Origin of the sequence: Streptomyces pinistramenti, from assembly GCF_020564935.1 — a bacterium.
GTDB classification, from domain to species: Bacteria; Actinomycetota; Actinomycetes; order Streptomycetales; family Streptomycetaceae; genus Streptomyces; species Streptomyces pinistramenti.
On sequence record NZ_JAJCXB010000046.1, the window covers coordinates 33,916 to 58,862 of the forward strand.

The 24,947-nt window shown below is 71.9% G+C and carries 24 protein-coding genes; 22 read left to right on the forward strand and 2 right to left on the reverse strand.

Features of this window, described 5'->3' with window-relative positions; translation table 11 throughout:
• Nucleotides 1-197: 197 nt before the first annotated feature.
• Nucleotides 198-878 (reverse strand): bifunctional DNA primase/polymerase, encoded by a 681-nt coding sequence (locus LIU39_RS25950; RefSeq protein ID WP_227049325.1) that lies wholly within the window; start codon nt 876-878, stop codon nt 198-200.
• 483 nt (nt 879-1,361) lie between these two features.
• Here LIU39_RS25950 and nsdA point away from each other — a divergent pair, with 483 nt between their 5' ends.
• The 5 genes from nsdA to ffh all read left to right on the forward strand — a co-directional run bounded on the left by nsdA (nt 1,362) and on the right by ffh (nt 9,295).
• A complete protein-coding gene (nsdA, locus tag LIU39_RS25955) occupies nt 1,362-2,831 on the forward strand; it encodes a transcriptional repressor NsdA (RefSeq protein ID WP_227049326.1) in 1,470 nt (489 codons plus the stop codon).
• Nucleotides 2,832-3,191: 360 nt separating this feature from the next.
• Nucleotides 3,192-4,577 (forward strand): ammonium transporter, encoded by a 1,386-nt coding sequence (locus LIU39_RS25960; protein ID WP_227049344.1) that lies wholly within the window; start codon nt 3,192-3,194, stop codon nt 4,575-4,577.
• On the forward strand, nt 4,574-4,912 hold the full coding sequence (locus LIU39_RS25965; RefSeq protein WP_227049327.1) for a P-II family nitrogen regulator: 339 nt from the start codon (nt 4,574-4,576) through the stop codon (nt 4,910-4,912). The genes LIU39_RS25960 and LIU39_RS25965 overlap by 4 nt, the downstream gene beginning before the upstream one ends.
• Before the next feature lie 171 nt (nt 4,913-5,083).
• Nucleotides 5,084-7,585: a [protein-PII] uridylyltransferase gene (locus tag LIU39_RS25970; RefSeq protein ID WP_227049328.1), complete on the forward strand. Its 2,502-nt coding sequence runs from the start codon at nt 5,084-5,086 to the stop codon at nt 7,583-7,585.
• 159 nt (nt 7,586-7,744) lie between these two features.
• Nucleotides 7,745-9,295, forward strand: a complete 1,551-nt coding sequence (ffh, locus tag LIU39_RS25975; RefSeq protein WP_227049329.1) for a signal recognition particle protein — start codon at nt 7,745-7,747, stop codon at nt 9,293-9,295.
• Nucleotides 9,296-9,468: 173 nt separating this feature from the next.
• Here the strand turns inward: ffh and LIU39_RS25980 are convergent, their stop codons facing one another.
• On the reverse strand, nt 9,469-10,263 hold the full coding sequence (locus LIU39_RS25980; protein WP_227049330.1) for an SAM-dependent methyltransferase: 795 nt from the start codon (nt 10,261-10,263) through the stop codon (nt 9,469-9,471).
• Between the two features lie 459 nt (nt 10,264-10,722).
• Here LIU39_RS25980 and LIU39_RS25985 point away from each other — a divergent pair, with 459 nt between their 5' ends.
• From LIU39_RS25985 to LIU39_RS26065, 17 genes are all read left to right on the forward strand, one after another.
• Nucleotides 10,723-11,313, forward strand: a complete 591-nt coding sequence (locus LIU39_RS25985; RefSeq protein WP_227049331.1) for a hypothetical protein — start codon at nt 10,723-10,725, stop codon at nt 11,311-11,313.
• A gap of 156 nt (nt 11,314-11,469) precedes the next feature.
• The gene (rpsP, locus tag LIU39_RS25990; protein ID WP_227049332.1) at nt 11,470-11,910 is read left to right on the forward strand and encodes a 30S ribosomal protein S16; all 441 of its coding nucleotides are present in this window, start codon (nt 11,470-11,472) and stop codon (nt 11,908-11,910) included.
• Nucleotides 11,911-11,912: 2 nt separating this feature from the next.
• Entirely contained in the window at nt 11,913-12,152 is a 240-nt protein-coding gene (locus tag LIU39_RS25995) for an RNA-binding protein (RefSeq protein ID WP_003980229.1), read from the forward strand.
• A gap of 238 nt (nt 12,153-12,390) precedes the next feature.
• Nucleotides 12,391-12,936 carry a ribosome maturation factor RimM gene (rimM, locus tag LIU39_RS26000; RefSeq protein ID WP_227049333.1) on the forward strand — a complete coding sequence of 182 codons (546 nt, stop codon included), beginning with the start codon at nt 12,391-12,393 and terminating at the stop codon, nt 12,934-12,936.
• Nucleotides 12,936-13,745: a tRNA (guanosine(37)-N1)-methyltransferase TrmD gene (gene trmD, locus LIU39_RS26005; protein WP_227049334.1), complete on the forward strand. Its 810-nt coding sequence runs from the start codon at nt 12,936-12,938 to the stop codon at nt 13,743-13,745. The genes rimM and trmD overlap by 1 nt, the downstream gene beginning before the upstream one ends.
• A 132-nt stretch (nt 13,746-13,877) precedes the next feature.
• A complete protein-coding gene (gene rplS, locus LIU39_RS26010) occupies nt 13,878-14,225 on the forward strand; it encodes a 50S ribosomal protein L19 (RefSeq protein WP_227049335.1) in 348 nt (115 codons plus the stop codon).
• Between the two features lie 96 nt (nt 14,226-14,321).
• The gene (gene lepB / locus LIU39_RS26015; protein WP_227049336.1) at nt 14,322-15,086 is read left to right on the forward strand and encodes a signal peptidase I; all 765 of its coding nucleotides are present in this window, start codon (nt 14,322-14,324) and stop codon (nt 15,084-15,086) included.
• A complete protein-coding gene (gene lepB, locus LIU39_RS26020; protein WP_227049337.1) occupies nt 15,079-16,146 on the forward strand; it encodes a signal peptidase I in 1,068 nt (355 codons plus the stop codon). The genes lepB (LIU39_RS26015) and lepB (LIU39_RS26020) overlap by 8 nt, the downstream gene beginning before the upstream one ends.
• Nucleotides 16,088-17,050, forward strand: coding sequence for a signal peptidase I (lepB, locus tag LIU39_RS26025; protein WP_227049345.1), 963 nt, complete (start codon nt 16,088-16,090; stop codon nt 17,048-17,050). Before lepB (LIU39_RS26020) ends, lepB (LIU39_RS26025) begins: the two co-directional genes overlap by 59 nt.
• 52 nt (nt 17,051-17,102) lie before the next feature.
• Nucleotides 17,103-17,906, forward strand: a complete 804-nt coding sequence (lepB, locus tag LIU39_RS26030) for a signal peptidase I (protein ID WP_227049346.1) — start codon at nt 17,103-17,105, stop codon at nt 17,904-17,906.
• Nucleotides 17,899-18,420, forward strand: coding sequence for an NUDIX hydrolase (locus tag LIU39_RS26035; RefSeq protein WP_227049338.1), 522 nt, complete (start codon nt 17,899-17,901; stop codon nt 18,418-18,420). Before lepB (LIU39_RS26030) ends, LIU39_RS26035 begins: the two co-directional genes overlap by 8 nt.
• Nucleotides 18,421-18,458: 38 nt before the next feature.
• Nucleotides 18,459-18,767: a DUF2469 domain-containing protein gene (locus LIU39_RS26040; RefSeq protein WP_003980220.1), complete on the forward strand. Its 309-nt coding sequence runs from the start codon at nt 18,459-18,461 to the stop codon at nt 18,765-18,767.
• Nucleotides 18,768-19,318: 551 nt separating this feature from the next.
• On the forward strand, nt 19,319-19,639 hold the full coding sequence (locus LIU39_RS26045; RefSeq protein ID WP_227049347.1) for a YraN family protein: 321 nt from the start codon (nt 19,319-19,321) through the stop codon (nt 19,637-19,639).
• Entirely contained in the window at nt 19,639-21,249 is a 1,611-nt protein-coding gene (locus LIU39_RS26050; protein WP_227049339.1) for a YifB family Mg chelatase-like AAA ATPase, read from the forward strand. The genes LIU39_RS26045 and LIU39_RS26050 overlap by 1 nt, the downstream gene beginning before the upstream one ends.
• Before the next feature lie 147 nt (nt 21,250-21,396).
• Nucleotides 21,397-22,698: a DNA-processing protein DprA gene (dprA, locus tag LIU39_RS26055; RefSeq protein ID WP_227049340.1), complete on the forward strand. Its 1,302-nt coding sequence runs from the start codon at nt 21,397-21,399 to the stop codon at nt 22,696-22,698.
• A gap of 350 nt (nt 22,699-23,048) precedes the next feature.
• On the forward strand, nt 23,049-23,885 hold the full coding sequence (whiG, locus tag LIU39_RS26060; protein ID WP_227049341.1) for an RNA polymerase sigma factor WhiG: 837 nt from the start codon (nt 23,049-23,051) through the stop codon (nt 23,883-23,885).
• A 124-nt stretch (nt 23,886-24,009) separates the two neighbouring features.
• Nucleotides 24,010-24,549 (forward strand): TetR/AcrR family transcriptional regulator, encoded by a 540-nt coding sequence (locus tag LIU39_RS26065; RefSeq protein ID WP_227049348.1) that lies wholly within the window; start codon nt 24,010-24,012, stop codon nt 24,547-24,549.
• Nucleotides 24,550-24,947 lie beyond the last annotated feature (398 nt).

The following is a 24,947-nucleotide window of genomic DNA, read 5'->3' on the forward strand; positions in this document are numbered from 1 at the left end:
TATGTGAGGGGGAATTACGGGCCGCCGAACGCCGTGGACACGCTGTTGCGGCCCCCGCGCCCGGCGCACGAGCGCCACGCCTCACGCAGTGGTCCACGCCCGGCGCACGCCCCTGCCACCGGCGCGCGCTCCGGCTCCCGTCCCACGGCGCCCGTCGTCCCGCCCGGCCGCCGGACGGCCCCGCGGCGCTCGGCGTTTCAGCGCGCCGTGCGGTGCCCCGACCGATGGCAGGCATACGCGAGCGTGCCCAGCAGCAGCCGGGCCCGCGGCGGACGGCCCGCGGTCTCCAGGGCGGGCGGGCGCAGCCAGCGCACCGGGCCGAGCGCGCCGAGGTCGGACGGGGGAGCGGTGAGGTGGTCGCCGTCGCCCAGCGGGCGCAGGTCGAGCGCCGCGTCGTCCCAGCCCATCCGGTAGAGCAGGCCGGGCAGCCCGGCGGCGGCACCGGGCGCGACGAAGAACCACGCACGCCCGGTGGGGGCCAGCGCCACCGGGCCGAGCGGCAGCCCCATCCGTTCCAGGCGCGCCAGCGCGCACCGGCCCGCGTCCTCCGGGACGTCGAGCACGTCGAACGACCGCCCCACCGGGAGGAGCACGGCCGCCCCCGGGGTCCGCGACCAGGCGTCGGCGGCGCTCTCCAGGGTGGCCCCGGCGGGGACCTCACGGCCGAAGGGCAGCGGATGCGCGCCGGGTGCCGGGCAGTCGGCGGCGCCGCAGGAGCAGTCCGTACGGCCGCTGCCGGTGCGTGCCGCGCGGGCGCCGGGGACGACGTCCCAGCCCCACAGGCCGGTGTACTCGGCGACTGCCGTGCTCTCGGGCGAGCGGGCGCGGCGCCGCGAGCCGGACCGAATCTCCCGGATGCCGCCGATCGTGAAGCCCATGCCCCCTCCTACGGGTGGTGCGTGCGTGACAGTGGTGACGAGCCGGCGGGTGGTGTGCAAGTGCCTTGCGGTGACGCTCCGTTGGCGAGCCGCCGTCCCGGCCGGGCCTCGGGCCCCGGGCGTCGCGCCCGGGGTGGTGCGCCGGAGTGCGGGCGCCGCTGCGGACCCCGCTCCGCCCGACCGTGCTCGACCTGTGTCAAGTCAATCGTGCGGGGCAGCCGGGGAGTTCACGCGAAGGGGTGGCGAATGGTGGCGTTTCCGCAAGCGCCCTCGCGGGGAGCGTGATCGCCGGATTACGTTCAGTACACGAACCCGGAAGAGGCATCGTTCGCACGGGTATGCCGGTGGCAACGACCTCATCGTCTTTGGCCCGAGGAGGTGGCCGGATTCAGTGGTCGGGCAGAGGTGCCCGGGGAAGATGCGGCAACAGGCGGCCCCCTGTGGAGGGTTCGCGGCGGGCGACAACAGTTTGGGGGCGTTCCAGTGGGCGGCAACGGCAGCGGCACCGCCGAAAAGCGTCCCAACGCGCAGTTGGGATCATGGTTTGTGCGCAGCGGCTGGTCCAAGGGCGAACTGGCGCGGCAGGTCAACCGCAGAGCCCGGCAGATGGGCGCGCACCACATCAGCACCGACACCTCACGCGTCCGCCGCTGGCTGGACGGTGAACAGCCGCGCGAGCCGATCCCCCGGATCCTGTCGGAGCTGTTCTCCGAACGCTTCGGCTGTGTCGTCGGCATCGAGGATCTGGGTCTGCGCTCCGCACGCCAGTCCCCGTCCGTCTCCGGCGTCGACCTGCCCTGGGCCGGGCCGCAGACCGTCACCCTCATCAGCGAGTTCTCCCGCAGCGACCTGATGCTGGCACGCCGCGGATTCCTCGGCACCTCCCTCACGCTGGCCGCCGGGCCCACCCTCATCGAGCCGATGCAGCGCTGGCTGGTGCCGGTTCCGGCCGCGCAGGCCGGGCACGACGCCGAGCCCGGCCAAGAACGCGGCAGGCGCCCGGCGCGGCTGTCGGAGCCGGAACTGGACCTGCTGGAGCAGACCACCGCGATGTTCCGGCAGTGGGACGCGCAGTGCGGGGGCGGGCTGCGGCGCAAGGCCGTCGTCGGCCAACTGCACGAGGTCACCGACCTCCTCCAGGAACCGCAGCCCGAGCACATCGCCAAGCGGCTCTTCAACGTCGCCGCCGAACTGGCCGAACTGGCCGGCTGGATGAGCTACGACATCGGGCTCCAGCCCACCGCCCAGAAGTACTTCGTGCTCGCGCTGCACGCCGCCAAGGAAGCCGGCGACCGTCCGCTCGGCTCGTACATCCTCTCCAGCATGAGCCGGCAGATGATCCACCTCGGCCGGCCGGACGACGCGCTGGAGCTGATCCACCTCGCCCAGTACGGCAGCCGCGAGACGGCTACCGCGCGCACCCAGGCGATGCTGTACGCGATGGAGGCGCGCGCGTACGCGGGGATGGGCCAGCCCAGCAAGGTCAAGCGGGCGGTACGGATGGCCGAGGACACCTTCTCCGACACGGTGCCGGGCGAGCCGGAGCCGGACTGGATCCGCTTCTTCTCCGAGGCCGAACTGAACGCCGAGAACGCCCACTCCTACCGCGACCTCGCCTACGTGGCGGGCCGCAGCCCCACCTACGCCTCGCTCGCCGAGCCGATCATGGAGCGCGCGGTCGAACTCTTCGGCAAGGACCCCGAGCACCAGCGGTCGTATGCACTCAACCTCATCGGGATGGCCTCCGTGCATCTGCTCCAGCGGGAGCCCGAGCGGTGCGCCGCGCTGGCGCAGCGGGCGATCCCGTTCGCCCAGCAGGTCCGCTCGGAGCGGGTCAACACCCGGCTGCGGAAGACCGTGGACAGCGCGGTCCGGGAGTACGACGGCGTCGCCGATGTGATCCGGCTCGGTGACGAACTGGCCAGGCAGCTGCCGGAATCGGAGGCCGTCTGACGGCATCCGCCCTCCAGCACCCGGCCGCGGCCACCACCCCGTACAGTCCGACTCGGCTTCCCCACGCCAGGTCACACGGGTGGCGACCGCGGCCGGGCCGTGTCGTGCGGCGGAAGCGGCGGCGGCCTTGCGGGGGCGGGCGGCCGCCGTCGGGTGTCACGGCAGGCGTGGGGAGCTGAACGGCGGGTTTGCCCGACAGGCCCGGGAGTTCACCCGGGCGTAACACCGGCGCGGTGTTCGTCACGGTGGCGAAACACCGGCGCGTGGTGGCCGAAACCGCGCTGCGCCAGCCTCGTGACGAACGACGGCCCGCCCTGGCACGGCACCCGCACGGGCCGCATCGACGACGAGGAGACGCCGATGCCCCCAGGCATCCTGACGCTCGCAGACGGCCTCGCGGCCGGCAAGGCCACGCTGAGCCCGGCCAACACCGGGTTCCTGCTGATCTGTTCGGCACTCGTGATGATCATGACGCCCGGCCTCGCCTTCTTCTACGGCGGCATGGTCCGGGTCAAGAGCGTGCTCAACATGCTGATGATGAGCTTCATCAGCCTGGGCATCGTCACCGTCCTCTGGGTCCTGTACGGCTTCGGCCTCGCCTTCGGATCCGACAGCGGCGGTGTCATCGGCTGGGACGGCGACTTCGCCGGGCTCAGCGGCATCGGCCTGACCGAACTGTGGGGCTCGACCACCGTCCCGGTCTACGTCTTCGCCGTCTTCCAGCTGATGTTCGCGGTGATCACCCCCGCCCTGATCAGCGGGGCGCTCGCCGACCGCGTCAAGTTCACCGCCTGGGCGCTCTTCACCGCCCTGTGGGTCACCGTCGTCTACTTCCCCGTCGCCCACTGGGTGTGGGGCGAGGGCGGCTGGCTCTTCAAGCTGGGAGTCATCGACTTCGCCGGCGGCACCGCCGTGCACATCAACGCGGGCGCGGCGGCGCTCGGCGTCCTCCTGGTCGTCGGCAAGCGCATCGGCTTCAAGAAGGACCCGATGCGGCCGCACAGCCTGCCCCTGGTGATGCTCGGCGCCGGCCTGCTCTGGTTCGGCTGGTTCGGCTTCAACGCCGGGTCCTGGCTGGGCAACGACGACGGCGTCGGCGCCGTCGCCTTCGTCAACACCCAGGCCGCCACCGCCGCCGCGATGCTCGGCTGGCTCGCCTACGAAAAGCTGCGGCACGGCGCGTTCACCACCCTGGGCGCGGCCTCCGGTGCGGTCGCAGGACTGGTCGCGATCACCCCGGCCTGTGGTGCGGTCAGCCCGCTGGGCGCCCTCGCCGTCGGCGTCATCGCCGGTGTGCTGTGCGCGATGGCGGTCGGCCTGAAATACCGGTTCGGCTACGACGACTCCCTCGACGTCATCGGCGTCCACCTCGTCGGCGGCATCGCGGGATCGCTGCTGGTGGGCCTGTTCGCGACCGGCGGCGTACAGAGCAGGGCCAAGGGCCTCTTCTACGGCGGCGGCCTCGAACAGCTCGGCAAGCAGGCCGTCGGCGTGCTCTGCGTCCTGCTGTACTCGCTGGTCGTCAGCTACCTCCTTGCCAAGGCCATCGACCGGGTGATGGGCTTCCGGATCGCCGAGGACGAGGAGATCACCGGCGTCGACCAGGCCGCGCACGCAGAGACGGCGTACGACCTCACCGGCGCGGGCGGCGGCGCGATGGCCCGCAGGCCCACCGCGGCCCCGGCACACCCGCAGGGCACGGACCGGGGCACGGGCCCGGACACGGCGAAGAAGGTGGACGCATGAAGCTCATCACGGCAGTCATCAAGCCGCACCGCCTCGACGAGGTGAAGGAAGCACTCCAGTCGTTCGGCGTGCACGGCCTGACCGTCACCGAGGCCAGCGGCTACGGCAGGCAGCACGGCCACACCGAGGTCTACCGCGGCGCCGAGTACACCGTCGACCTGGTGCCGAAGATCCGCATCGAGGTCCTGGTGGCGGACGCCGACGCCGAACAGCTGGTGGAGATCGTCGTCAGGGCCGCCCGCACCGGCAAGATCGGCGACGGGAAGGTGTGGAGCATCCCCGTCGACGACGCGGTACGGGTACGCACCGGCGAGCGCGGGCCCGACGCCCTGTGACGACGGCGGAGGACGCCCCGGCCGGGCCCGGCCCTGGACGCGCACCCGTCACCGGGCGGCGGGCGACCGATCGCCGACCACGGCACCGGAGCCCACACTGAATCCGGGGCGGGCCACCAGGTGACGGCGGGGGAACCACGCGGGGGACCACACGACCAAGGAGCACCCGAGTTGACCGAAAGCGCCGAGGACACGGCACGGCCCGCCGCCCCACCGGCACCGCACCCCGCCCCCGCGGACGGCGGCTACCCGGGCGCCCGGCTGCGGCTCCTCCAGGACACCGCACGGCGCGGCCCGGACCGCCGCGCCGCCCTCGCCCGGCTCACCGACGACTGGCTGGCCGCCCTGCTGACCGCGGCGTCCGCCGCCTCCGGCGTGCCCGGCGCCGCCCTCGTCGCGGTCGGCGGCTACGGCCGCGGCGAACTCTCCCCGCGCAGCGACCTCGACCTGCTGCTGCTCCACGACGGCCGGGCCGCACCCGCCGCCGTCGCCGCCCTCGCCGACCAGCTCTGGTACCCCGTCTGGGACCTGGGCATCGACCTCGACCACTCCGTCCGCACCCCCGCACAGGCCCGCAAGGCGGCACGCGACGATCTGAAGGTGCAGCTCGGCCTGCTCGACGCCCGACACCTCGCAGGCGACCCCACGCTCACCGCCGCACTGCGCACCACCGCCTACGCCGACTGGAGAGAGAGCGCCCCCAGGCGGCTGCCCGAACTCCACGACCTGTGGCGCGAACGCACCGACCGGCAGGGCGAACTCCAATACCTCCTCGAACCCGACCTCAAGGAGGCCCGCGGCGGACTGCGCGACGCCACCGCACTCCGCGCCATCGCCGCCTCCTGGCTCGCCGACGCCCCGCGCGACGGCCTCGAAACCGCCCGCACCCGCCTCCTCGACACCCGCGACGCGCTCCACCTGGTCACCGGCCGCGCCACCGACCGGCTCACCCTCCAGGAACAGGACCAGGTCGCCGCCGCCCTCGGCCTCCTCGACGCCGACACCCTGCTGCGGCAGACCTACGAAGCCGCCCGCACCATCTCCTACGCCACCGACATCACCTGGCGCGAGGCCGGCCGGGTCCTGCGCGCCCGGTCCGTCCGGCCGCTGCTGCGCGGCCTGCTCAGCGGCAGCCGCACCGCGGGCAAGGGCGAACGCTCCCCGCTCGCCGAAGGCGTCGTCGAACTCGACGGGGAAGCCGTGCTGGCCCGCACCGCACGGCCCGAACGCGACCCGGCCCTGATCCTGCGCGCCGCGGCCGCCGCCGCCCAGGCCCAGCTGCCGCTCTCGCTGCACGCCGTCCGCCGCTGCGCCGCCGCCGGGGCCGCCCGCCCGCTGCCCGTACCGTGGCCCGCCGAGGCCCGCGAAGCGCTGGTGACCCTCCTCGGCGCGGGCGCCCCCACCGTGCCCGTGTGGGAATCCCTGGAAGCCGAGGGCATCATCACGCGGCTGCTGCCCGACTGGGAACGGGTCCGCTGCCGCCCGCAGCGCAACGCCGTCCACACCTGGACCGTCGACCGCCACCTCGTCGAAACCGCCGTCAGGGCCGCCGCCCTCACCCGCCGCGTGCACCGCCCCGACCTGCTGCTCATCGCCGCCCTGCTGCACGACATCGGCAAGGGCTGGCCCGGCGACCACTCCGAGGCGGGCGAGACCATCGCCCGCGACACGGCCGCCAGGCTCGGCTTCGACAGCCGCGACACCGCCGTCATCGCCACCCTCGTACGGCACCACCTGCTGCTCATCGAGACCGCCACCCGGCGTGACCTGGACGACCCCGAAACCCTCACCGCCGTCGCCACCGCCGTCGGCAGCACCGGCACCCTGGAACTGCTGCACGCCCTCACCGAGGCCGACGCGCTCGCCACCGGGCCCGCCGCCTGGAGCGCCTGGCGCGGCGACCTCGTCGCCGACCTCGTCCGGCGCGTCGCGGCGCATCTCGCGGGCGAGGACGTACCGGAGACCTGGGGCACGGACGAGCCGACGGCCGAACAGGAGCGGCTGGCCATCGAAGCCGCCCGGATCGGAGAACCCGTCCTCGCCCTGCACCCCCGCGTTGACACACCCGCCGCCGCACCGCACGACGAGGCCGCCGCGCCCGAGCCCGTCGGCGTCGAACTGCTCATGGCCGTCCCCGACCGGCCGCGCGTGCTCGCCGCCGCCACCGGCGTCCTGGCCCTGCACCGCCTCACCGTCCGCGCCGCCGACCTGCGCACCCTCGGCCCCGTCGGCGAAGGCCATGCCCATGTCCTGCTCCTCAGCTGGCGGGTGGCCGCCGAATACGGCTCACTGCCGCAGGCCGCCCGGCTGCGCGCCGATCTCGTACGGGCCCTCGACGGCTCCCTCGACATCCCCGCCCGCCTCGCCGAACGCGAACGCGCCTACGCCCGCCGCTCCCGCGCGGCCCTCGCCCCGCCGCCCCGGGTCATCGCCGTCCCCGGCAGCTCCCGCACTGCCACCGTCATCGAGGTCCGCGCGCACGACACCCACGGCCTGCTGCACCGCATCGGATGCGCCCTGGACGCGGCCGGGGTGCGGGTACGCAGTGCGCACGTGAGCACCCTGGGCGCGGACGCGGTCGACACGGTCTACGTCACACGCGAGGACGGCTCGCTGCTGACGGACGCCGCCGCGGGCGCGTTGGCGGAGGCGCTGGAGGACGCCCTGCGGTGACGGCGTGACCTGCGGTGGCGGCGGGGGAGCGCGGCCCGCGGGCGCGGGGGTGCCTTCCCCGTCCGGGCGAATCCGACCGGCCAGGGCGGCATGCTTGCCGGGCCGGATACCCTAGGAGGCGATTGTCTCCGCCCCCGACCCCGAGGATCGACGACCGCCGTGTTCGATACGCTTTCCGACCGCTTGGCGAGTACCTTCAAAAACCTTCGGGGCAAGGGCCGCCTCTCCGAGGCGGACATCGACGCCACGGCGCGCGAGATCCGTATCGCCCTCCTTGAAGCCGACGTCGCGCTGCCCGTCGTCCGCGCCTTCATCAAGCAGGTCAAGGAGCGCGCCGGCGGTTCCGAGGTCTCCCAGGCGCTGAACCCCGCCCAGCAGGTCATCAAGATCGTCAACGAGGAGCTCGTCGGCATCCTCGGCGGCGAGACCCGCCGGCTGCGCTTCGCCAAGACCCCGCCGACCGTCATCATGCTGGCCGGTCTGCAGGGTGCGGGTAAGACCACCCTCGCCGGCAAGCTCGGCCGCTGGCTCAAGACCCAGGGCCACACCCCGCTGCTGGTCGCCTGCGACCTCCAGCGCCCCAACGCCGTCAACCAGCTCTCCGTCGTCGCCGAGCGCGCGGGCATCGCGGTCTACGCGCCCGAGCCGGGCAACGGCGTCGGCGACCCGGTCAAGGTCGCCCAGGACTCCATCGAGTTCGCCCGCGGCAAGCAGCACGACGTGGTCATCGTCGACACCGCAGGCCGCCTGGGCATCGACCAGGAACTGATGCAGCAGGCCGCGGACATCCGCGACGCGGTCAGCCCGGACGAGATCCTCTTCGTCGTCGACGCGATGATCGGCCAGGACGCGGTCAACACCGCCGAGGCGTTCCGCGACGGCGTCGGCTTCGACGGCGTGGTGCTCTCCAAGCTCGACGGCGATGCCCGCGGCGGTGCCGCGCTCTCCATCGCGCACGTCACCGGCAAGCAGATCATGTTTGCCTCCAACGGCGAGAAGCTGGACGACTTCGACGCGTTCCACCCGGACCGCATGGCGTCCCGCATCCTCGGCATGGGCGACATGCTGTCGCTCATCGAGAAGGCCGAGCAGACCTTCAGCCAGGCCGAGGCCGAGAAGATGGCGGCCAAGCTCCAGAAGGGGCCGAAGGAGTTCACGCTCGACGACTTCCTGGCCCAGATGGAACAGGTCCGCAAGATGGGCTCCATCTCGAAGCTGCTCGGCATGCTGCCCGGCATGGGCCAGATGAAGGACCAGATCAACAACCTCGACGAGCGCGAGGTCGACCGCACGGCCGCCATCATCAAGTCGATGACCCCGGCCGAGCGCCACGAGCCGACGATCATCAACGGCTCCCGCCGCGCCCGCATCGCCAAGGGCTCCGGCGTCGACGTCAGCTCCGTCAAGAACCTCGTCGAGCGGTTCTTCGATGCCCGCAAGATGATGTCGAAGATGGCTCAGGGCGGCGGCATGCCGGGCATGCCGGGGATGCCCGGCATGGGTGGCGGCGGCGCCAAGAAGAAGAAGCAGATCAAGCAGGCCAAGGGCAAGCGCAAGAGCGGTAACCCGATGAAGCGCAAGGCCGATGAGGCGGCGGCCGCGGCCCGCCGCGAGGCCGCCCAGGCCGGCAACCCGCTGGGCCTGCCGCAGGGCGACCAGGACCCGCAGAACTTCGAACTCCCCGAGGAGTTCAAGAAGTTCATGGGCTGAGCCGCACCCCGGCCCCTGCCGTCACACCGCCGCCCGCCGCCGGGTGACGCCAGGAGCACAGCCGCACGGAACGCCGCGCCCGCGAGCCCCCGCCGGACCCCCGGCCGGGGGCTCGCCCGCTTCCCGCGGCCGCCCGTTGCCCCGTCCGGCCACCGGGGCACCGCCCGCGCACATCACGGCGTCCGCGCGATCAGATACCGGAACACATTCGGCAGCCACACCGAGCCGTCCGCCCGCAGATACGGACGCAGCGCCGCCCGCAGCCCCTCGTCCAAGGGCTCCCGCCCCCCGTCGTCCGCCCCCATGGACAGCAGCCCGCACACCGCGCTCGCCAGGTCCGGGTAACCGAACGGGCAGGCCACCCGGCCCGAACCGTCAAGGCGCAGCCCCGCCCGCTCCGCCAGTTCCTCCAGATCGTCCCGCCGGCTCGGCCGCCATGCGCCGCTGCCCGCCGTACGCCGCGCCGCTCCCAGTACCCCCGCGGCGGCACACCGTTCCGCAGGCCCCCAGCCCCCCAGTACCACCGCACCGCCGCGCTCGGCCAGCCCGGCCGCCGCCCGCAGCACGGCCGCCGCGTCCTCGGCACCGCCCAGCGGATGGAACGCCGTCACCACGGTGAACGGCCCGTCACCGGCCACCGAATCCGGGCCGCCGCACGCGACCCTGACGGCCGGTGCCGCACCCTCCGCGGCCGCCCGCTCGTGCGCCGCCTCCGCGTCCACCCCGCTCACCAGCGCACCGCGCGAGGCGGCCAGCCCCAGCGCCAGGCCGCCGCGGCAGCCGAGCCCGAGCAGCCGGGTACCGGGCCCGACCCCCAGCCGCGCGTACACCGCTTCGTACAGCGGCGTCAGCATCCGCTCCGGTATCCCGGAACGGTCCAGGGCGCGCTCCGGTGGAGCGTCGGGCGGCGGCCCGGAATCCGTGGACGGGGAGTCCGCGAGCTGCTGCCGGACAAGCGTGAGTGACATCGAAAGAGCCCCTGTTCGCCGAAATCCCGAAGCCGGTCTGTCCCGCACCACCCGTGCGTCCGCATGCGGTGCGCCCCGCTGCCGGAGGGCTTCCGCGCGCCCGCGCAGGGCCGGGCCCGCCCCCGCAGTGCCGGAGCGCCGTTCCAGCGTGCCCCGGCCCGCGCCGATCCGCCACGGCAGTGCCGCCCGCCCCCGCCCCCGGTCCCTCCCGCCGTTCACGTCGGCCCTACGGTGTGTACGGGACGATGGCGACCACGCCGCGCGACCGGCGTGCGCCCCGGATACGCCGCGTGGTGTACGCGGGGTTACGTACCGGCTTGAGGCGCCGTGCGCGCCTTGCGTGCAGATCGAGGCACCCGCCCCCGGCGCGCCCCTTCACCAGAAACTGACTGGTACGTGCAAATTATTTGGGATGGCCCGGAATCGGAACACTGGGAGACCCCGGCTCGTTGTCACGACGTGAGCACGACACCGCCTGTTCTCGCCGCCGAGCTGGCACTCGCCTGGGCCGATATTCAACGGCACCACCCCGAGCTGCCGGACCTGGCCGCGCCCGAATCCCTGATCGGAGAGTCCTCGTCCGCCTGTGGCGCCGAACTCTCCTTCGAACGGCTGCTCCATGAGGCAGTCCACGGCATCGCCGCAGCCCGCGGCATCCGCGACACCTCCCGTGCAGGCCGCTACCACAACCGCCGGTTCCTGACGATCGCCGAGGAGCTGGGCCTGGACCACGTCGACGAACCGCATCCCAGCAGCGGATTCTCCCTGGTCACGCTCAACCCCGAGGCCAGGCGCCGCTACCGGCCCACCATCGAGCGGCTCGCCAGAGCCCTCAAGGCGCACACCATGGCGACCGCCACGGACAGCGCCCGCAGTTTCCGCGGCCCGGCCGCACGCCACGGCTCCTCCGGAGGCGGCGTACGCGTCAAGGCAGTCTGCGACTGCGGACGCAACGTCCGGGTCGTTCCGTCCGTGCTGGCCCAGGCGCCCATCGTCTGCGGCGGCTGCGGCAAGCCCTTCCGGATCCCCGAGGTGGCCGCGGTCGGCTGACCCGAGGGCGTGTGGCACAATGGTCAGCTGTACTCGACAGTCGCACAGGACCCCTCTCTCCTCCGGCTGACGCGTCCATCGGGCATACCGAGTACCGCAACCCCACGTGGCATCCCGTTGTGCCCAACCACGTCAAGACCAGGAGACACCACTTCCGTGGCAGTCAAGATCAAGCTGAAGCGTCTGGGCAAGATCCGCGCGCCTCACTACCGCATCATCATCGCCGACTCCCGCACCCGCCGTGACGGCCGGGCCATCGAGGAGATCGGCCTGTACCACCCGGTGCAGAACCCCTCGCGCATCGAGGTCGACTCCGAGCGTGTCCAGTACTGGCTGGGTGTCGGCGCGCAGCCGACCGAGCCCGTCATGGCCATCCTCAAGGTCACCGGCGACTGGCAGAAGTTCAAGGGCCTGCCGGCCCCGGCGCCGATGAAGGTCGCCGAGCCGAAGGTCGACAAGCGCGCCCTCTTCGAGGCCGCTGCCAAGGACTCCGGCAACGAGCCCAAGGGTGAGGCCATCACCCCGAAGGCGAAGAAGGCTGACAAGAAGGCGGACGAGGCTGCGGCCGAGTCCACCTCCGAGTCGACCGAGGCCTGAGCATGCTCGAGGAGGCCCTCGAGCACCTCGTCAAGGGCATCGTCGACAACCCCGATGACGTGCAGGTAGCCTCGCGCACCCTGCGCCGCGGACGCGTGCTGGAGGTCCGGGTTCACCCCGACGACCTCGGCAAGGTGATCGGCCGTAACGGCCGTACCGCCCGCGCGCTGCGGACCGTCGTGGGCGCCATCGGCGGGCGGGGCATCCGCGTCGACCTCGTCGACGTGGACCAGGTCCGCTGAAGAAGTTGAGCACCGGCTCGGGCCGGGGAAGGCTTTCGAGCCGTCCCCGGCCTTTGTCGTCCGCGAGGCGCGGTCCGCGCCCGCCGTGACGACGGGTGGCCCGTGCCGTACGCGCCCCGTCGGCCGCCGCCATCCGCCATCACCACCGAATCTCCGCCACCATTACATCGAGGAACTCTCACGTTCCTCGGCCGCCCCCGCGAGAGCGCCGGCGGCTCAGCCGCAAAGAGGGAGCAGCGTGCAGCTGGTAGTCGCGCGGATCGGCCGCGCCCACGGCATCAAGGGCGAGGTCACCGTCGAGGTACGCACCGACGAGCCGGAGCTGCGGCTCGGGCCGGGAGCCGTCCTGGCCACCGAACCGGCCTCCGCCGGACCGCTGACCATCGAGACCGGCCGGGTGCACAGCGGCCGGCTGCTGCTGCGCTTCGAGGGCGTACGGGACCGCACGGCCGCCGAGGCGCTGCGCAACATCCTGCTCATCGCCGAGGTCGACCCGGAAGAGGTCCCGGAGGACCCCGAGGAGTTCTACGACCACCAGCTGATCGACCTCGACGTCGTCACCCGCGACGGCACGGCCGTCGGCCGGATCGCCGAGGTCTCCCACCTGCCGTACCAGGACCTGCTGATCGTCAAGCGGTCCGACGGCAGCGAGGTCATGGTGCCCTTCGTCACCGAGATCGTGCCGGAGATCGACCTGGAGGAGCAGCGTGCGGTCATCGACCCGCCGCCCGGCCTCCTGGACGACAGCCAGGCCGAGATCGCATCGAACCGCGAGGACAGCTGATGCGGCTCGACGTCGTCACGATCTTCCCCGAGTACCTCGAACCGCTGAACGTCTCGCTCGTCGGCAAGGCCCGCGCACGCGGACAGCTCGACGTCCGCATCCACGACCTGCGGGACTGGGCGCACGACAAGCACAACACCGTCGACGACACCCCCTACGGCGGCGGGCCCGGCATGGTCATGAAGCCGGAGCCCTGGGGCGAGGCGCTGGACGAGGTCCTCGCCTCCGGTGACGGCGAGCCGGTCATCGTCGTCCCCACCCCGAGCGGCGAACCGTTCACCCAGCAGCTCGCCGTCGAACTCTCCGCCAAGCCCTGGCTGGTGTTCACCCCGGCCCGCTACGAAGGCATCGACCGCCGCGTCATCGACGAGTACGGCGACCGTGTCGACGTCCGCGAGGTGTCCATCGGCGACTACGTCCTGGCCGGCGGTGAGGCACCCGTCCTCGTCATGGTCGAGGCCATCGCCCGGCTGCTCCCCGGAGTGCTCGGCAACGCCGCGTCCCATCAGGACGACTCGTTCGCCCCCGGTGCGATGACCGACCTCCTGGAGGGGCCCGTCTACACCAAGCCCCCGGAGTGGCGCGGCCGCGGCATCCCCGACGTGCTGATCAGCGGCCACCACGGCAAGATCGCCCGCTGGCGCCGCGACGAGGCATTCCGCCGTACCGACCGCAACCGTCCCGACCTGATCGAGCGCGCCGACCCCGCCGCCTTCGACAAGAAGGACCGCGCGATCCTTGCCGCACTGGGCTGGGCGCCGGGCGAGGACGGCCGATTTGGGCGGACCGGCGAGGCCGTGGAAGAATAGGCCGCTGCTGTGTGCGTCCGGCGCGCGCCCCTGCCACAGGGGGAACGACGCCCGCCCGACGGAACGGCATCCGAACATCATCTTCGATATCCCGTTGATGACCTGTGGCATCAACGAAGAAAGCAGTAGGTCATGCACCTTCTCGATTCCGTCGACTCCGCGTCGCTGCGCAGCGACATCCCGGCCTTCCGCCCGGGTGACACCGTCAACGTCCACGTCCGCGTCATCGAGGGCAACCGCTCCCGTGTGCAGCAGTTCAAGGGCGTTGTCATCCGCCGTCAGGGCGCCGGCGTGCGCGAGACCTTCACGGTCCGCAAGGTCAGCTTCTCCGTCGGCGTCGAGCGCACCTTCCCCGTGCACACCCCGATCGTCGAGAAGATCGAGCTCGTGACCCGCGGTGACGTCCGTCGCGCCAAGCTGTACTACCTCCGTGAGCTGCGCGGCAAGGCCGCGAAGATCAAGGAGAAGCGCGACAACTGAGTCGTGCCGCCGGGGGCCGCGGAATTCCGCGCCCCGGCATCGCATCATCGGGCTCACGTACGGCGCCCGGACCCGGCCGGATAGGCTCAGGGTCCGATGGACACCGACGCACAGCTCTCGGAGCGCGACCGCTCTCCCGCCCCCGACCAGGGGCCGGAGCACCGGTCGCGCTCCGCGCGTTTTCTGGCCGCCCTGGCCGGGCTCCGCTTCCGGCCGGTCACCCTCTTCGGGATCTGCCTGGCCTTCCTCCTGCTGCTGAGCGCCTTCGTCGTCCAGCCTTTTCTGATCCCCAGCTCCTCCATGGAGAACACCCTGCAGATCGGGGACAGAGTGCTGGTCAACAAGCTGGCATACCGCTTCGGCGGCGAGCCGCGCAGGGGCGATGTGATCGTCTTCGACGGCACGGGGTCTTTCGTTCACAGGGAGTCGGAGGAGAATCCCGTCGCGGGGCTGCTGCGCGGAGCCGGCGCGGCGCTGGGACTGGCCCGGCCTGCCGACACCGACTACGTCAAGCGCGTGATCGGCATCGGAGGGGACCGGGTGACCTGCTGCGACAAACGGGGGCGGATCGAAGTGAACGGCAAGCCCGTCACGGAGGGCTATGTGTACCCGGGGAACGCGGCGTCCTCGGCGCCCTTCGACATCGTGGTGCCACAGGGGAAGCTGTGGGTCATGGGGGACCACCGGGCACGGTCCCGGGACTCCCGTGACCACCTGGGCGAAGCGGGCGGCGGCACCGTCCCCGTCGACAAGGTGATCGGCAGGGCGGACTGGATCAGCTGGCCGTTCCGCCGCTGGACCGGCCTCGACCGTCCGCCCGCCTTCGACGCGGTACCGGCCCCGGCAGGCCCGCATGGGTAGCCGGGGGCGTCCGCGGCACGGACTTCAGGAGGCCGACGACGGCGAGCAGGACGAGGGCGGGCACGAGGGCGGCGGAGCGCACGGCGGGAGCGGGCACAGACCGGGCGGGCGGGGCACCGGCGGACGTGCCGAGCGGCGGCGCCAGGCGCGGCGCATCAAACGCCGCAGACAGCGCTCGTACCTCAAGGAAATCCCCATACTCATCGCGGTGGCCCTGGCCATCGCGCTGGTCCTGAAGACCTTCCTGGTCCAGGCGTTCGTGATCCCGTCGGGCTCCATGGAGCAGACGATCCGCATCGGCGACCGGGTGCTGGTCGACAAGCTCACCCCGTGGTTCGGATCCAAGCCGGAGCGCGGCGACGTCGTCGTCTTCAAGGACCCCGGTGGCTGGCTCAAGAAGGACGAGCAGCAGAAGACCGCCCCGGATCCGGCGGGGGTCAAGCAGTTCAAGGAATTCATGACCTTCATCGGCCTGTTGCCGTCGGCCGATGAACAAGATTTGATCAAGCGTGTGGTCGGTGTTGGTGGCGATACCGTCAAATGCTGTGACAAACAAGGCAAACTTACGGTCAACGGAACTCCGCTCACCGAGCCGTACGTGCACCCCGGAAACCCGCCCTCCCAGCTGAAGTTCACGGTGAACGTTCCCACTGGGCGGGTCTTCGTCATGGGTGACCACCGTTCCAACTCGGCGGATTCGCGCTACCACCTGGACGAGCCCGACCACGGCACGGTTTCCGAGGACAACGTCGTCGGACGGGCCGTGGTGATCGCCTGGCCGTTCAAGCACTGGCGCAAACTCGAAGAGCCCGACACCTTCGCGAACGTGCACGACGCGCCGGGTGCGGGGGCATCGGCCGCGGCAGGCCCGCATAGGGTGTTGCCCGAGTCTTTGACCGAACTCCCGACCCCTGCGGAACTCCCGCTCGTTATGGGAGTGGTGGGCCTGCACCGGCTGACGGGTGGGCGAGAGCGTGGAGTAAGGAGTGGATGTGGGGGACTTGGCGGTCGGCGCGCGGTCCGGAACCGAAGGGCCCGAAGAACCGGAGGAAAGCGGTGAGACCGCGCAGACGGCAGCGAGTTCCGTGCATCTGTCGAAGCCGGAGGCACAGTCACAGCACACAGCGCAGGGGCCGGAACGGCGCCCGGCGGACGGTGAGGAGAGCGACGGCGTGAAAGGCGGGAAGGGCACGAAGAGTGCCAAGAAGCCGCGTGCCTTCTGGAAAGAGCTGCCGATTCTCGTCGGCATCGCCCTGATCCTCGCCCTGTTGATCAAGACGTTCCTGGTGCAGGCGTTCTCCATCCCGTCCGACTCCATGCAGGACACCCTGCAGCGGGGCGACCGGGTGCTGGTCGACAAGCTCACCCCGTGGTTCGGCTCCAAGCCGCAGCGCGGCGAGGTTGTCGTCTTCCACGACCCGGGCGGCTGGCTCAACGAAACGCCGACCCCTGAGCCCAACCCCGTTCAGAAGGTCCTCAGTTTCATCGGCCTGATGCCGTCTGCCGAGGAGAAGGACCTGATCAAGCGGGTCATCGCGGTCGGCGGCGACACCGTCGAATGCCATGGCACGGGGCCGGTCAAGGTCAACGGCAAGGCGCTCAAGGAGGATTCGTTCATCTTCCCGGGCAACACCCCTTGCGGCGACCGGGCGTTCGGCCCGATCCACGTCCCCAAGGACCGGATCTGGGTCATGGGCGATCACCGTGACGACTCCCTCGACTCGCGCTACCACCAGAACCTCAAGGGCAACGGCACGGTTTCGGTCGACGAGGTCGTCGGCCGCGCCTTCACCGTCGCCTGGCCGATCAACCGCTGGTCGACGCTGCCCGTGCCGGACACCTTCGACCAGGCAGGACTGAACAAGGCGATGGCCGCGACACCGGCCGCGTTCGGCCTCGTCGGCGCCGTCCCGATCGTTCTGTGGCGTCGCAAGAGGCTGACCAAGGAACGTACCCCCAGGTAGGGTGCCGTCCCAGATCTTCGACGCGGGCCGCGCCCGCGGGGTGGGAGCTGGGATGGTCAGCGGTACGGAAGACAGGACCGACGGCCACGGCCGGACCAAGGGCAGCATGTTGTCCGGTCTGGCCGTGGCCGTCGGCTGTGTGCTGTTCCTGGGTGGCTTCCTCTGGGCGGCCGTGATCTACCGCCCCTATACGGTGCCGACCGACTCGATGTCCCCGACGATCGCGCCGGGCGCCCGCGTCCTGGCCGAGAAGGTCGACGGGGCACAGATCCGCCGCGGCGACGTCGTCGTGTTCAAGGACGCGGTGTGGGGCGACCTGCCGATGGTCAAGCGGGTGGTCGGCGTGAGCGGCGACAACGTCGCCTGCTGCACCAAGGGTCGGCTGACGGTCAACGGCACGCCGATCGAGGAACCGTATCTGCAGAACGAAAACCTCGCCTCGCCCACCGGCTTCACCGCCAAGGTCCCCGACGGACAGCTCTTCCTCCTCGGCGATCACCGCAACGACTCCCTCGACTCCCGCTCCCACGTCACCGACGGCGACCACGGATCCGTCCCGCGCAGCGCCGTACAGGCCCGCGTGGACGGCCTCGCCTGGCCCCTGGGCAGCATCGGCATGCTCGACCGGCCCACGGCCTTCGCCGGCCTGCCCGGAGGCGCGTCGGAGCCCGGCCCGCTGCGGCCCCTGACGTACGCCGTCATCGCCGGCGCGGTGCTCATCCTGGGCGGCGCCGCCTACGGGCCCCTCGCACGCCGAGCGGGACGCAAGGGACGTTCGGGCGGCAGCGCGGGGAGTGACGGGAGCGTCGGTGGCGGCGCGGGACGGCCGGTGAGCGAGGGCCGCGCCCGTGACTGACCAGGAACGGCGGGCGGCCGACGGCGGGGCCGCCGACGTGCGCCAGGCGTCCCGGGTCATCCTGCTCGACCCCGACGACCGGATCCTCCTGCTGCACGGCTTCGAACCCGAGCGCCCCACCGAGACCTGGTGGTTCACACCGGGCGGCGGCCTGGAAGGCACCGAGACCCACGAGGAGGCCGCCCGCCGCGAACTGGCCGAGGAAACCGGCATCACCGACGCGGAACTCGGCCCCGTCCTGTGGAAACGCCGCTGCTCGTTCCCGTTCGACGGGCGCCGCTGGGAGCAGGACGAGTGGTACTTCCTCGGACGCACCGACCGGACGGCGACCGACACCGGCGGGCAGACCGACCTGGAACGACGCAGCGTCTCGGGACTGCGGTGGTGGACCGTGGAGGAACTGTCGGCGTCGCATGAGACGGTGTACCCGACCAGACTCGCCGGGCTGCTGCGCACGCTGCTCGACGAAGGGCCCCCCAGTGCGCCGCTGGCCCTGGAGACGGAGCGAGCCTGACGCACAATAGGGGGACGCACGGCTGAAGGGGATCTGCCATGAGCGCCGAGGACCTCGAGAAGTACGAGACCGAGATGGAGCTGAAGCTCTACCGGGAGTACCGCGACGTCGTCGGGCTGTTCAAGTACGTGATCGAGACGGAGCGGCGCTTCTACCTCACCAACGACTACGAGATGCAGGTGCACTCCGTCCAGGGTGAGGTCTTCTTCGAGGTGTCAATGGCGGACGCCTGGGTCTGGGACATGTACCGGCCCGCCCGCTTCGTCAAGCAGGTCCGCGTCCTGACCTTCAAGGACGTGAACATCGAGGAGCTCAACAAGAGCGATCTGGATCTTCCGGGTAGTTGACACCCGTGGGGCGCGGGGCGGCTCTGCAGGCTGCTGATGCCCGTGATCGGTACCCGATCGGGTGAGCGAGTTATCCACAGCTGAGCGGTTATCCACCAAGATCCAATAGATCCGGGCGGAAGCGTCACAGTCGGTGCCGGAGGTGGTACCGCATGAACGCCATGCAGCCCGGCAGGCCGACCGCAGACCCGATGAACGCACGACCGGCAGCCCCTGTCCGCATCGCCGAACCCGCCGCTCCGAGGGGGCCCGCGGAACCCCCGGCACTCCCGGGACCGGCCGGTGCCGTAGATGCTGTCGACCCCGTACCGGCCGGCCGCAGCGCGGGCCGGGGGAGCGGGGCGAAGTCCGGCGGGGCCCGGCGCAGGCGCGCGGCGCCCGGCGGGAGAAGGCCGGGCCCGCCGGTCACCGCCGCGGCGACAGCCCGCCGACGCGCGCCTCGTACGACGGGAACCACCCGGGACCGGCGTCCGCGCACCGGGGGCACACCCGACACCGTCGCCCCCGTCACCACCGACCCCCGGCGCGCACTCGGGCGCTACGGAGAAGACCTGGCGGCCCGCCGCCTCACCGAAAGCGGCATGCGCATCCTGAGCCGCAACTGGCGCTGCCGCGAGGGCGAGATCGATATCGTGGCCGCGGACGCCGACGCCCTCGTGATCTGCGAGGTGAAGACCCGCCGCGCCGCCGCGTACGAACACCCCATGGCCGCGGTACGCGCCGCCAAGACCCGGCGGCTGCGACTCCTCGCGGAACGCTGGCTCGAACGGCACGGCGGACCACCGCCAGGAGGCGTCCGCATCGACGTGATCGGCGTGCTCCTGCCGGCCCGCGGTGCTCCGGTCGTCCAGCACGTCCGAGGGGTGGCGTGATGGCCTTCGCCCGTACCTGCTCGGTCGCTCTGGTCGGCGTCGAAGGCGTGGTCGTCGAGGTCCAGGCGGACCTGGAACCGGGCGTCGCGGCCTTCACCCTCGTCGGCCTGCCCGACAAGAGCCTCGTCGAGTCCAAGGACCGAGTGCGCGCCGCCGTGGTCAACTCCGGCGCCGAGTGGCCCCAGAAGAAGCTCACCGTCGGCCTCAGCCCCGCCTCCGTCCCCAAGAGCGGCAGCGGCTTCGACCTGGCCGTCGCCTGCGCCGTCCTCGGCGCCGCCGAACGCCTCGATCCCCGCGAGCTGACCGACCTGATGATGATCGGCGAACTCGGACTCGACGGCCGCGTCCGGCCCGTACGCGGCGTGCTGCCCGCCGTCCTGGCAGCCGCCGACGCCGGATACCGCCAGGTCGTCGTACCGGAACGGACGGCCGCCGAAGCCTCGCTCGTCCCGGGCGTCTCGGTACTCGGCGTCCGCAGCCTGCGCCAGCTCATCGCCGTCCTCGCCGACGAACCGGTACCCGAAGAGGACGCGATGCCGCAGGAAGGCCGCCCCGATCCCCTGCTGGCCGGTCTCGTCGTCCCCGGCACCGGCGTCGGGTCCGGGCTGCCGTCCGGCGACCACACCCCCGACCTCGCGGACGTCGCAGGGCAGCACACCGCACGCCGGGCCCTGGAGGTGGCCGCCGCCGGACGCCACCACATTTTCCTGAAGGGCCCGCCAGGAGCAGGCAAAACCATGCTTGCCGAACGCCTCCCCGGCCTGCTGCCGCCCCTGTCCCCCAAGGAGTCACTGGAAGTCACGGCGGTCCACTCGGTCGCCGGCACCCTCCCACCGGGCCAGCCACTGGTCGACCGCCCGCCCTACTGCGCACCCCACCACTCCGCGACCATGGCCTCCCTCGTCGGCGGCGGCACCGGACTGCCCCGCCCCGGTGCCGTGTCCCTTGCTCACAGGGGTGTGCTCTTCCTGGACGAAGCCGCCGAATGCAGCGCCCGAGTCCTGGACGCGCTGCGCCAGCCCCTGGAAGCCGGCCATGTCATCGTCGCCCGCGCCTCCGGCATGATGCGGATGCCCGCGCACTTCCTGCTCGCGCTCGCCGCGAACCCCTGCCCCTGCGGGCAGCACGGCACCACCAGCGGCGGCTGCGAATGCCGGCCGTCCTCCATCCGGCGCTACCGGGCCCGCCTCTCCGGGCCCCTGATGGACCGCGTCGACCTGCGCATCACGGTGGAACCTGTCGCCCGTTCCGAACTCGTCGCCCTGGGCCGCGGCGCCGAGCCCAGCGCCACGGTGGCCGAGCGGGTTCGCGCCGCCCGCGAACGCGCCGCCGACCGGTTCACCGGCACCCCGTGGCACACCAACAGCGACGTCCCCGGCCACGAACTGCGGACCCGATGGCAGGTGACCCCCGGCGCGCTGGCCCAAGCAGAACGCGATCTGGAATGCGGGCTGCTCACCGCCCGCGGCCTCGACCGCGTCCTACGCGTCGCCTGGACGGCCGCCGACCTCGCCGGCCGCGACCGCCCCACCGCGGAGGACGTCAACTGGGCCCTGGAACTCCGCACGGGCGTGCGGCGCGGCGTACCGGCGACCACGACAACGCCATGAACCGGGCGTGCCGCCACGTCCATGCTCCCGTCGCGCCGCCGCCGTTACCGGGGCGACAGGCGAGCCACGGGAGGTAGCTGTCCCCATGGCGGCAGACGACGCATGAGGAACGCACGTCAGGAGGAACGAGCGATGAAGGGGGACGCAATGACCACCACAGACGAGCGAGGGAATCCGAGCCGACCACCCGGCGCGCAGCACCCCGCCCACCACGACCCGTGCCGGAACCACCCCGCACCACCCACCACGAACGACCACCCGGCGCCCCAACGCAGCAACCCGGCGCGGCACGACCCGGACGCTGCCCACGACCCCCAACGCCTCGCCCGCGCCGCCCTCACCCGCATCATCGAACCGGGCGACGAGACGGCAGGGGGCTGGCTGCGCGAACTCGGCCCCGCAGCCCTGTGGCGCGTGCTGTCCGGTGACGGGCCACCACCGCACCGCGCGAGCAAGAACAAACTCGCCGGCCTACGGCTCCGCGCCACACGCGCCGACCCCGCAGCGGACCTCGCCACCATCCACGCGCTCGGCGGCCGTTTCGTCTGCCCGGACGACGCGGAATGGCCCGGCCAGCTCAACGACCTGGGCGACGCCCGCCCCATCGGCCTCTGGGTGCGCGGCACCGCCAACCTCCGCCTGTGGGCACTGCGCTCCGTCGCCCTCGTCGGTGCCCGCGCCTGCACCGAATACGGCGCGCACCTCGCCGCCACCCTCGGTGCCGGCCTGGCCGACCGCGGCTGGACAGTCGTCTCCGGGGCCGCGTACGGCGTCGACGGCGCAGCCCACAGAGGCGCGATGGCAGGGGACGGCGCGACCATCGCCGTTCTCGCCTCAGGCGTCGACCGCGCCTACCCCAGGGGGCACGCCGAGTTGATCGGACGCATCGCCGAACAGGGCCTGACCGTGGCCGAGTTACCGCCGGGCGACCATCCCACCCGCAGCCGCTTCATCCAACGCAACCGCGTCATCGCCGCCCTCACCCGGGGCACCGTCGTCGTGGAAGCCGAACGCCGCAGCGGCTCCCTGGTCACCGCCCGGCGTGCGCAGGCAATGGGGCGCTTCACGATGGGCGTACCGGGCCCCGTCACCAGCGCACTGTCCGCCGGTGTGCACCAACTCCTGCGTGGCGAGGCCACGGTGGTCACCAACGCCGACGAGATCGTCGAACTCGTCGGCAGTATCGGCGACCTGGCCCCCGACATCCGCGGACCGGTCCACCCCCACGATCTCCTGGAGCCCGTCGCCGCCCGGGTACTGGAGGCCCTCCCCGCCCGCGACGGTGCGGACATCACCCAGATCGCCCGCGAATCGGGCACACCTCGTGACGTCACGCACGGCAGGCTCCTGGAGCTGCAATCCCTCGGGTTCGTTCAAAGGTCCGGTGATCGCTGGGAGTTGGTGCGACGAGCAGAGAGCTCCGAAGGTTCCCGGCGAGGCGGTACTTGACCTGGGGCGAACGGGTGAAAGGGTGAGGGGAATGACCGCAGAATCCAGGTTTGCCTTGCTTCGGCATGCGGAGTCGACCCGTTGGGAGAGGCCAATGTGGCGTAAGGGGCACGCGGGATACCGTCCGCCGCGTCGTCGCAGCCGGCCGCACGAACCTCCTGCGTGCCGCGCCCGGCGCCCGGCCCGGCTGTCGACCTGCCGCGCGGGGTAACCCTGCGGTGCGGGCAGCGGAACGTATCTGCCCACCCTCCCTTGCGCACCGCGACAGCGCAGTCACGCTACGCTCACAATCGGTTCAATTGTCATACATCCCCCCACCCGTGTCTCGGCAGAACGGCTCAAGGCGACGAATGCCCCAGCACACCTCCGGGTCTGACCGCGCGGCAGTACCACCCGCCGCGCGCGGCAGCGTGCGCCCCGCCGCGCCCAGTTCGGTCGACGAGCTGTGGCGCTCCTACAAGGCATCGGGCGACGGGCGACTGCGGGAACAGCTGATCCTGCACTACTCCCCACTGGTCAAATACGTCGCCGGCCGGGTCAGCGTCGGCCTGCCCTCCAACGTCGAACAGGCCGACTTCGTCTCCTCGGGAGTCTTCGGGCTGATCGACGCCATCGAGAAATTCGAGCCGGAACGCTCCATCAAGTTCGAGACCTACGCGATCACCCGCATTCGCGGCGCCATGATCGACGAACTGCGCGCGCTGGACTGGATCCCCCGCTCCGTACGGCAGAAAGCCCGCGCCGTCGAACGTGCCTACGCGACCCTGGAAGCACAGCTCCGCCGCACCCCCTCGGAGAGCGAGGTCGCCCACGAAATGGGCATCGCTCTGGAAGAACTCCACGGCATCTTCAGCCAGCTCTCCCTCGCCAACGTCGTCGCGCTCGAAGAACTCCTGCACGCCGGAGGCGAAGGCGGCGAGCGACTGAGCCTGATGGACACCCTGGAGGACACGGCCGCCGACAACCCCGTCGAGATCGCGGAAGACCGCGAACTGCGCCGGCTGCTCGCGCGCGCCATCAACACCCTCCCCGACCGCGAGAAAACGGTCGTCACCCTCTACTACTACGAGGGCCTCACACTCGCCGAGATCGGCAATGTCATCGGCGTCACCGAGAGCCGGGTGAGCCAGATCCACACCAAGTCCGTGCTGCAACTCAGGGCCAAGCTCGCCGACGTCGGCCGCTGAACGCCCCGGCCGGTATCCGCGCGCCCGTCGTCCGGTGCCAGGCGGAGTGCCGCTCCGGGCTCGCCATCCGTAGAGTGGTGAGGTGCCCAGGATTCGAGCGGCCTCTGTGGCCGAGCACCGGACGATGCAGCGCGGCGCCCTCTTGGACGCCGCCCGCACCCTGTTGTCCGAAGGCGGAACGGAAGCGCTGACCTTCCCCGCCCTCGCCGAGCGCACGGGACTCGCGCGCTCCTCCGTATACGAGTATTTCCGCTCCCGGGCGGCCGTGGTCGAAGAGCTGTGCGCCGTCGACTTCCCCGTCTGGGCCGCAGAGGTCGAAGCGGCCATGGAGCGCGCCGACACCGACGAGGCGAAGATCGAGGCGTACGTACGCCGACAGCTCGCGCTCGTCGGCGACCGCAGGCACCGTGCGGTGGTCGCCATCTCCGCCGGTGAACTGGACGCCGGCGCACGCGAGAAGATCCGCGCCGCGCACGGCGGGCTCATCGCCATGATCGTGGAGGCACTCGCCGGGCTCGGCCACGAACAGCCGCGCCTCGCGGCCATGCTCCTCCAGGGAGTCGTGGACGCCGCCGTTCGCCGCATCGAACTCGGCGCCGCCGAAAACCCGGACGACATCACCGAGGCGGCAGTCTCCATGGCCCTCCGCGGCGTCCGAGGCTGACCTGCCGCCGGGCGGGCGGACGCCGGGATCTCGCGGCGGAGATTGTCGCCCATGGGGTGGGGTGTTGGCGCCGTCGGTTCCGGCGGCTCGTTTCCAGGGTCCGTTGCCGGTCGGGAAACCGTCGCCGTCGAGGCGTAGCCGGCGTGCCCGATGCTCCAGGCCGGGAGGCGCGCCTTCGCGCCGCACGCCGCATTCCGTATCGCGGAGCGTGCGCGGGTGGCCGCCGGGAGAGGGGCCTGCGTCCCTGGGTAGTGGGTAGCGTTTCGGAGCCTTGAGCGGTGGTGCCCTCTGACGTTGCGCTTTCCAGCTTTGGGGCGGCTTGTGGGGGAGGGAGCGGGCTGGGGACGGTTCCGGCTCAAGCTTCTCGCCTTCCTGGCCCCTCCCCCCTCCCCCCGCCC

What these genes read in the sequence shown, in the direction of transcription:
- LIU39_RS25950 (WP_227049325.1), bottom strand. Translation starts at nt 878, where the DNA reads ATGGGCTTCACGATCGGCGGCATCCGGGAGATTCGGTCCGGCTCGCGG.
- LIU39_RS25960 (WP_227049344.1), top strand. Translation starts at nt 3,192, where the DNA reads ATGCCCCCAGGCATCCTGACGCTCGCAGACGGCCTCGCGGCCGGCAAG.
- LIU39_RS25965 (WP_227049327.1), top strand. Translation starts at nt 4,574, where the DNA reads ATGAAGCTCATCACGGCAGTCATCAAGCCGCACCGCCTCGACGAGGTG.
- LIU39_RS25980 (WP_227049330.1), bottom strand. Translation starts at nt 10,263, where the DNA reads ATGTCACTCACGCTTGTCCGGCAGCAGCTCGCGGACTCCCCGTCCACG.
- LIU39_RS25995 (WP_003980229.1), top strand. Translation starts at nt 11,913, where the DNA reads ATGCTCGAGGAGGCCCTCGAGCACCTCGTCAAGGGCATCGTCGACAAC.
- trmD (WP_227049334.1), top strand. Translation starts at nt 12,936, where the DNA reads ATGCGGCTCGACGTCGTCACGATCTTCCCCGAGTACCTCGAACCGCTG.
- rplS (WP_227049335.1), top strand. Translation starts at nt 13,878, where the DNA reads ATGCACCTTCTCGATTCCGTCGACTCCGCGTCGCTGCGCAGCGACATC.
- lepB (WP_227049336.1), top strand. Translation starts at nt 14,322, where the DNA reads ATGGACACCGACGCACAGCTCTCGGAGCGCGACCGCTCTCCCGCCCCC.
- lepB (WP_227049337.1), top strand. Translation starts at nt 15,079, where the DNA reads ATGGGTAGCCGGGGGCGTCCGCGGCACGGACTTCAGGAGGCCGACGAC.
- lepB (WP_227049346.1), top strand. Translation starts at nt 17,103, where the DNA reads ATGGTCAGCGGTACGGAAGACAGGACCGACGGCCACGGCCGGACCAAG.
- LIU39_RS26040 (WP_003980220.1), top strand. Translation starts at nt 18,459, where the DNA reads ATGAGCGCCGAGGACCTCGAGAAGTACGAGACCGAGATGGAGCTGAAG.
- LIU39_RS26050 (WP_227049339.1), top strand. Translation starts at nt 19,639, where the DNA reads ATGGCCTTCGCCCGTACCTGCTCGGTCGCTCTGGTCGGCGTCGAAGGC.
- dprA (WP_227049340.1), top strand. Translation starts at nt 21,397, where the DNA reads ATGACCACCACAGACGAGCGAGGGAATCCGAGCCGACCACCCGGCGCG.
- whiG (WP_227049341.1), top strand. Translation starts at nt 23,049, where the DNA reads ATGCCCCAGCACACCTCCGGGTCTGACCGCGCGGCAGTACCACCCGCC.
- LIU39_RS26065 (WP_227049348.1), top strand. Translation starts at nt 24,010, where the DNA reads ATGCAGCGCGGCGCCCTCTTGGACGCCGCCCGCACCCTGTTGTCCGAA.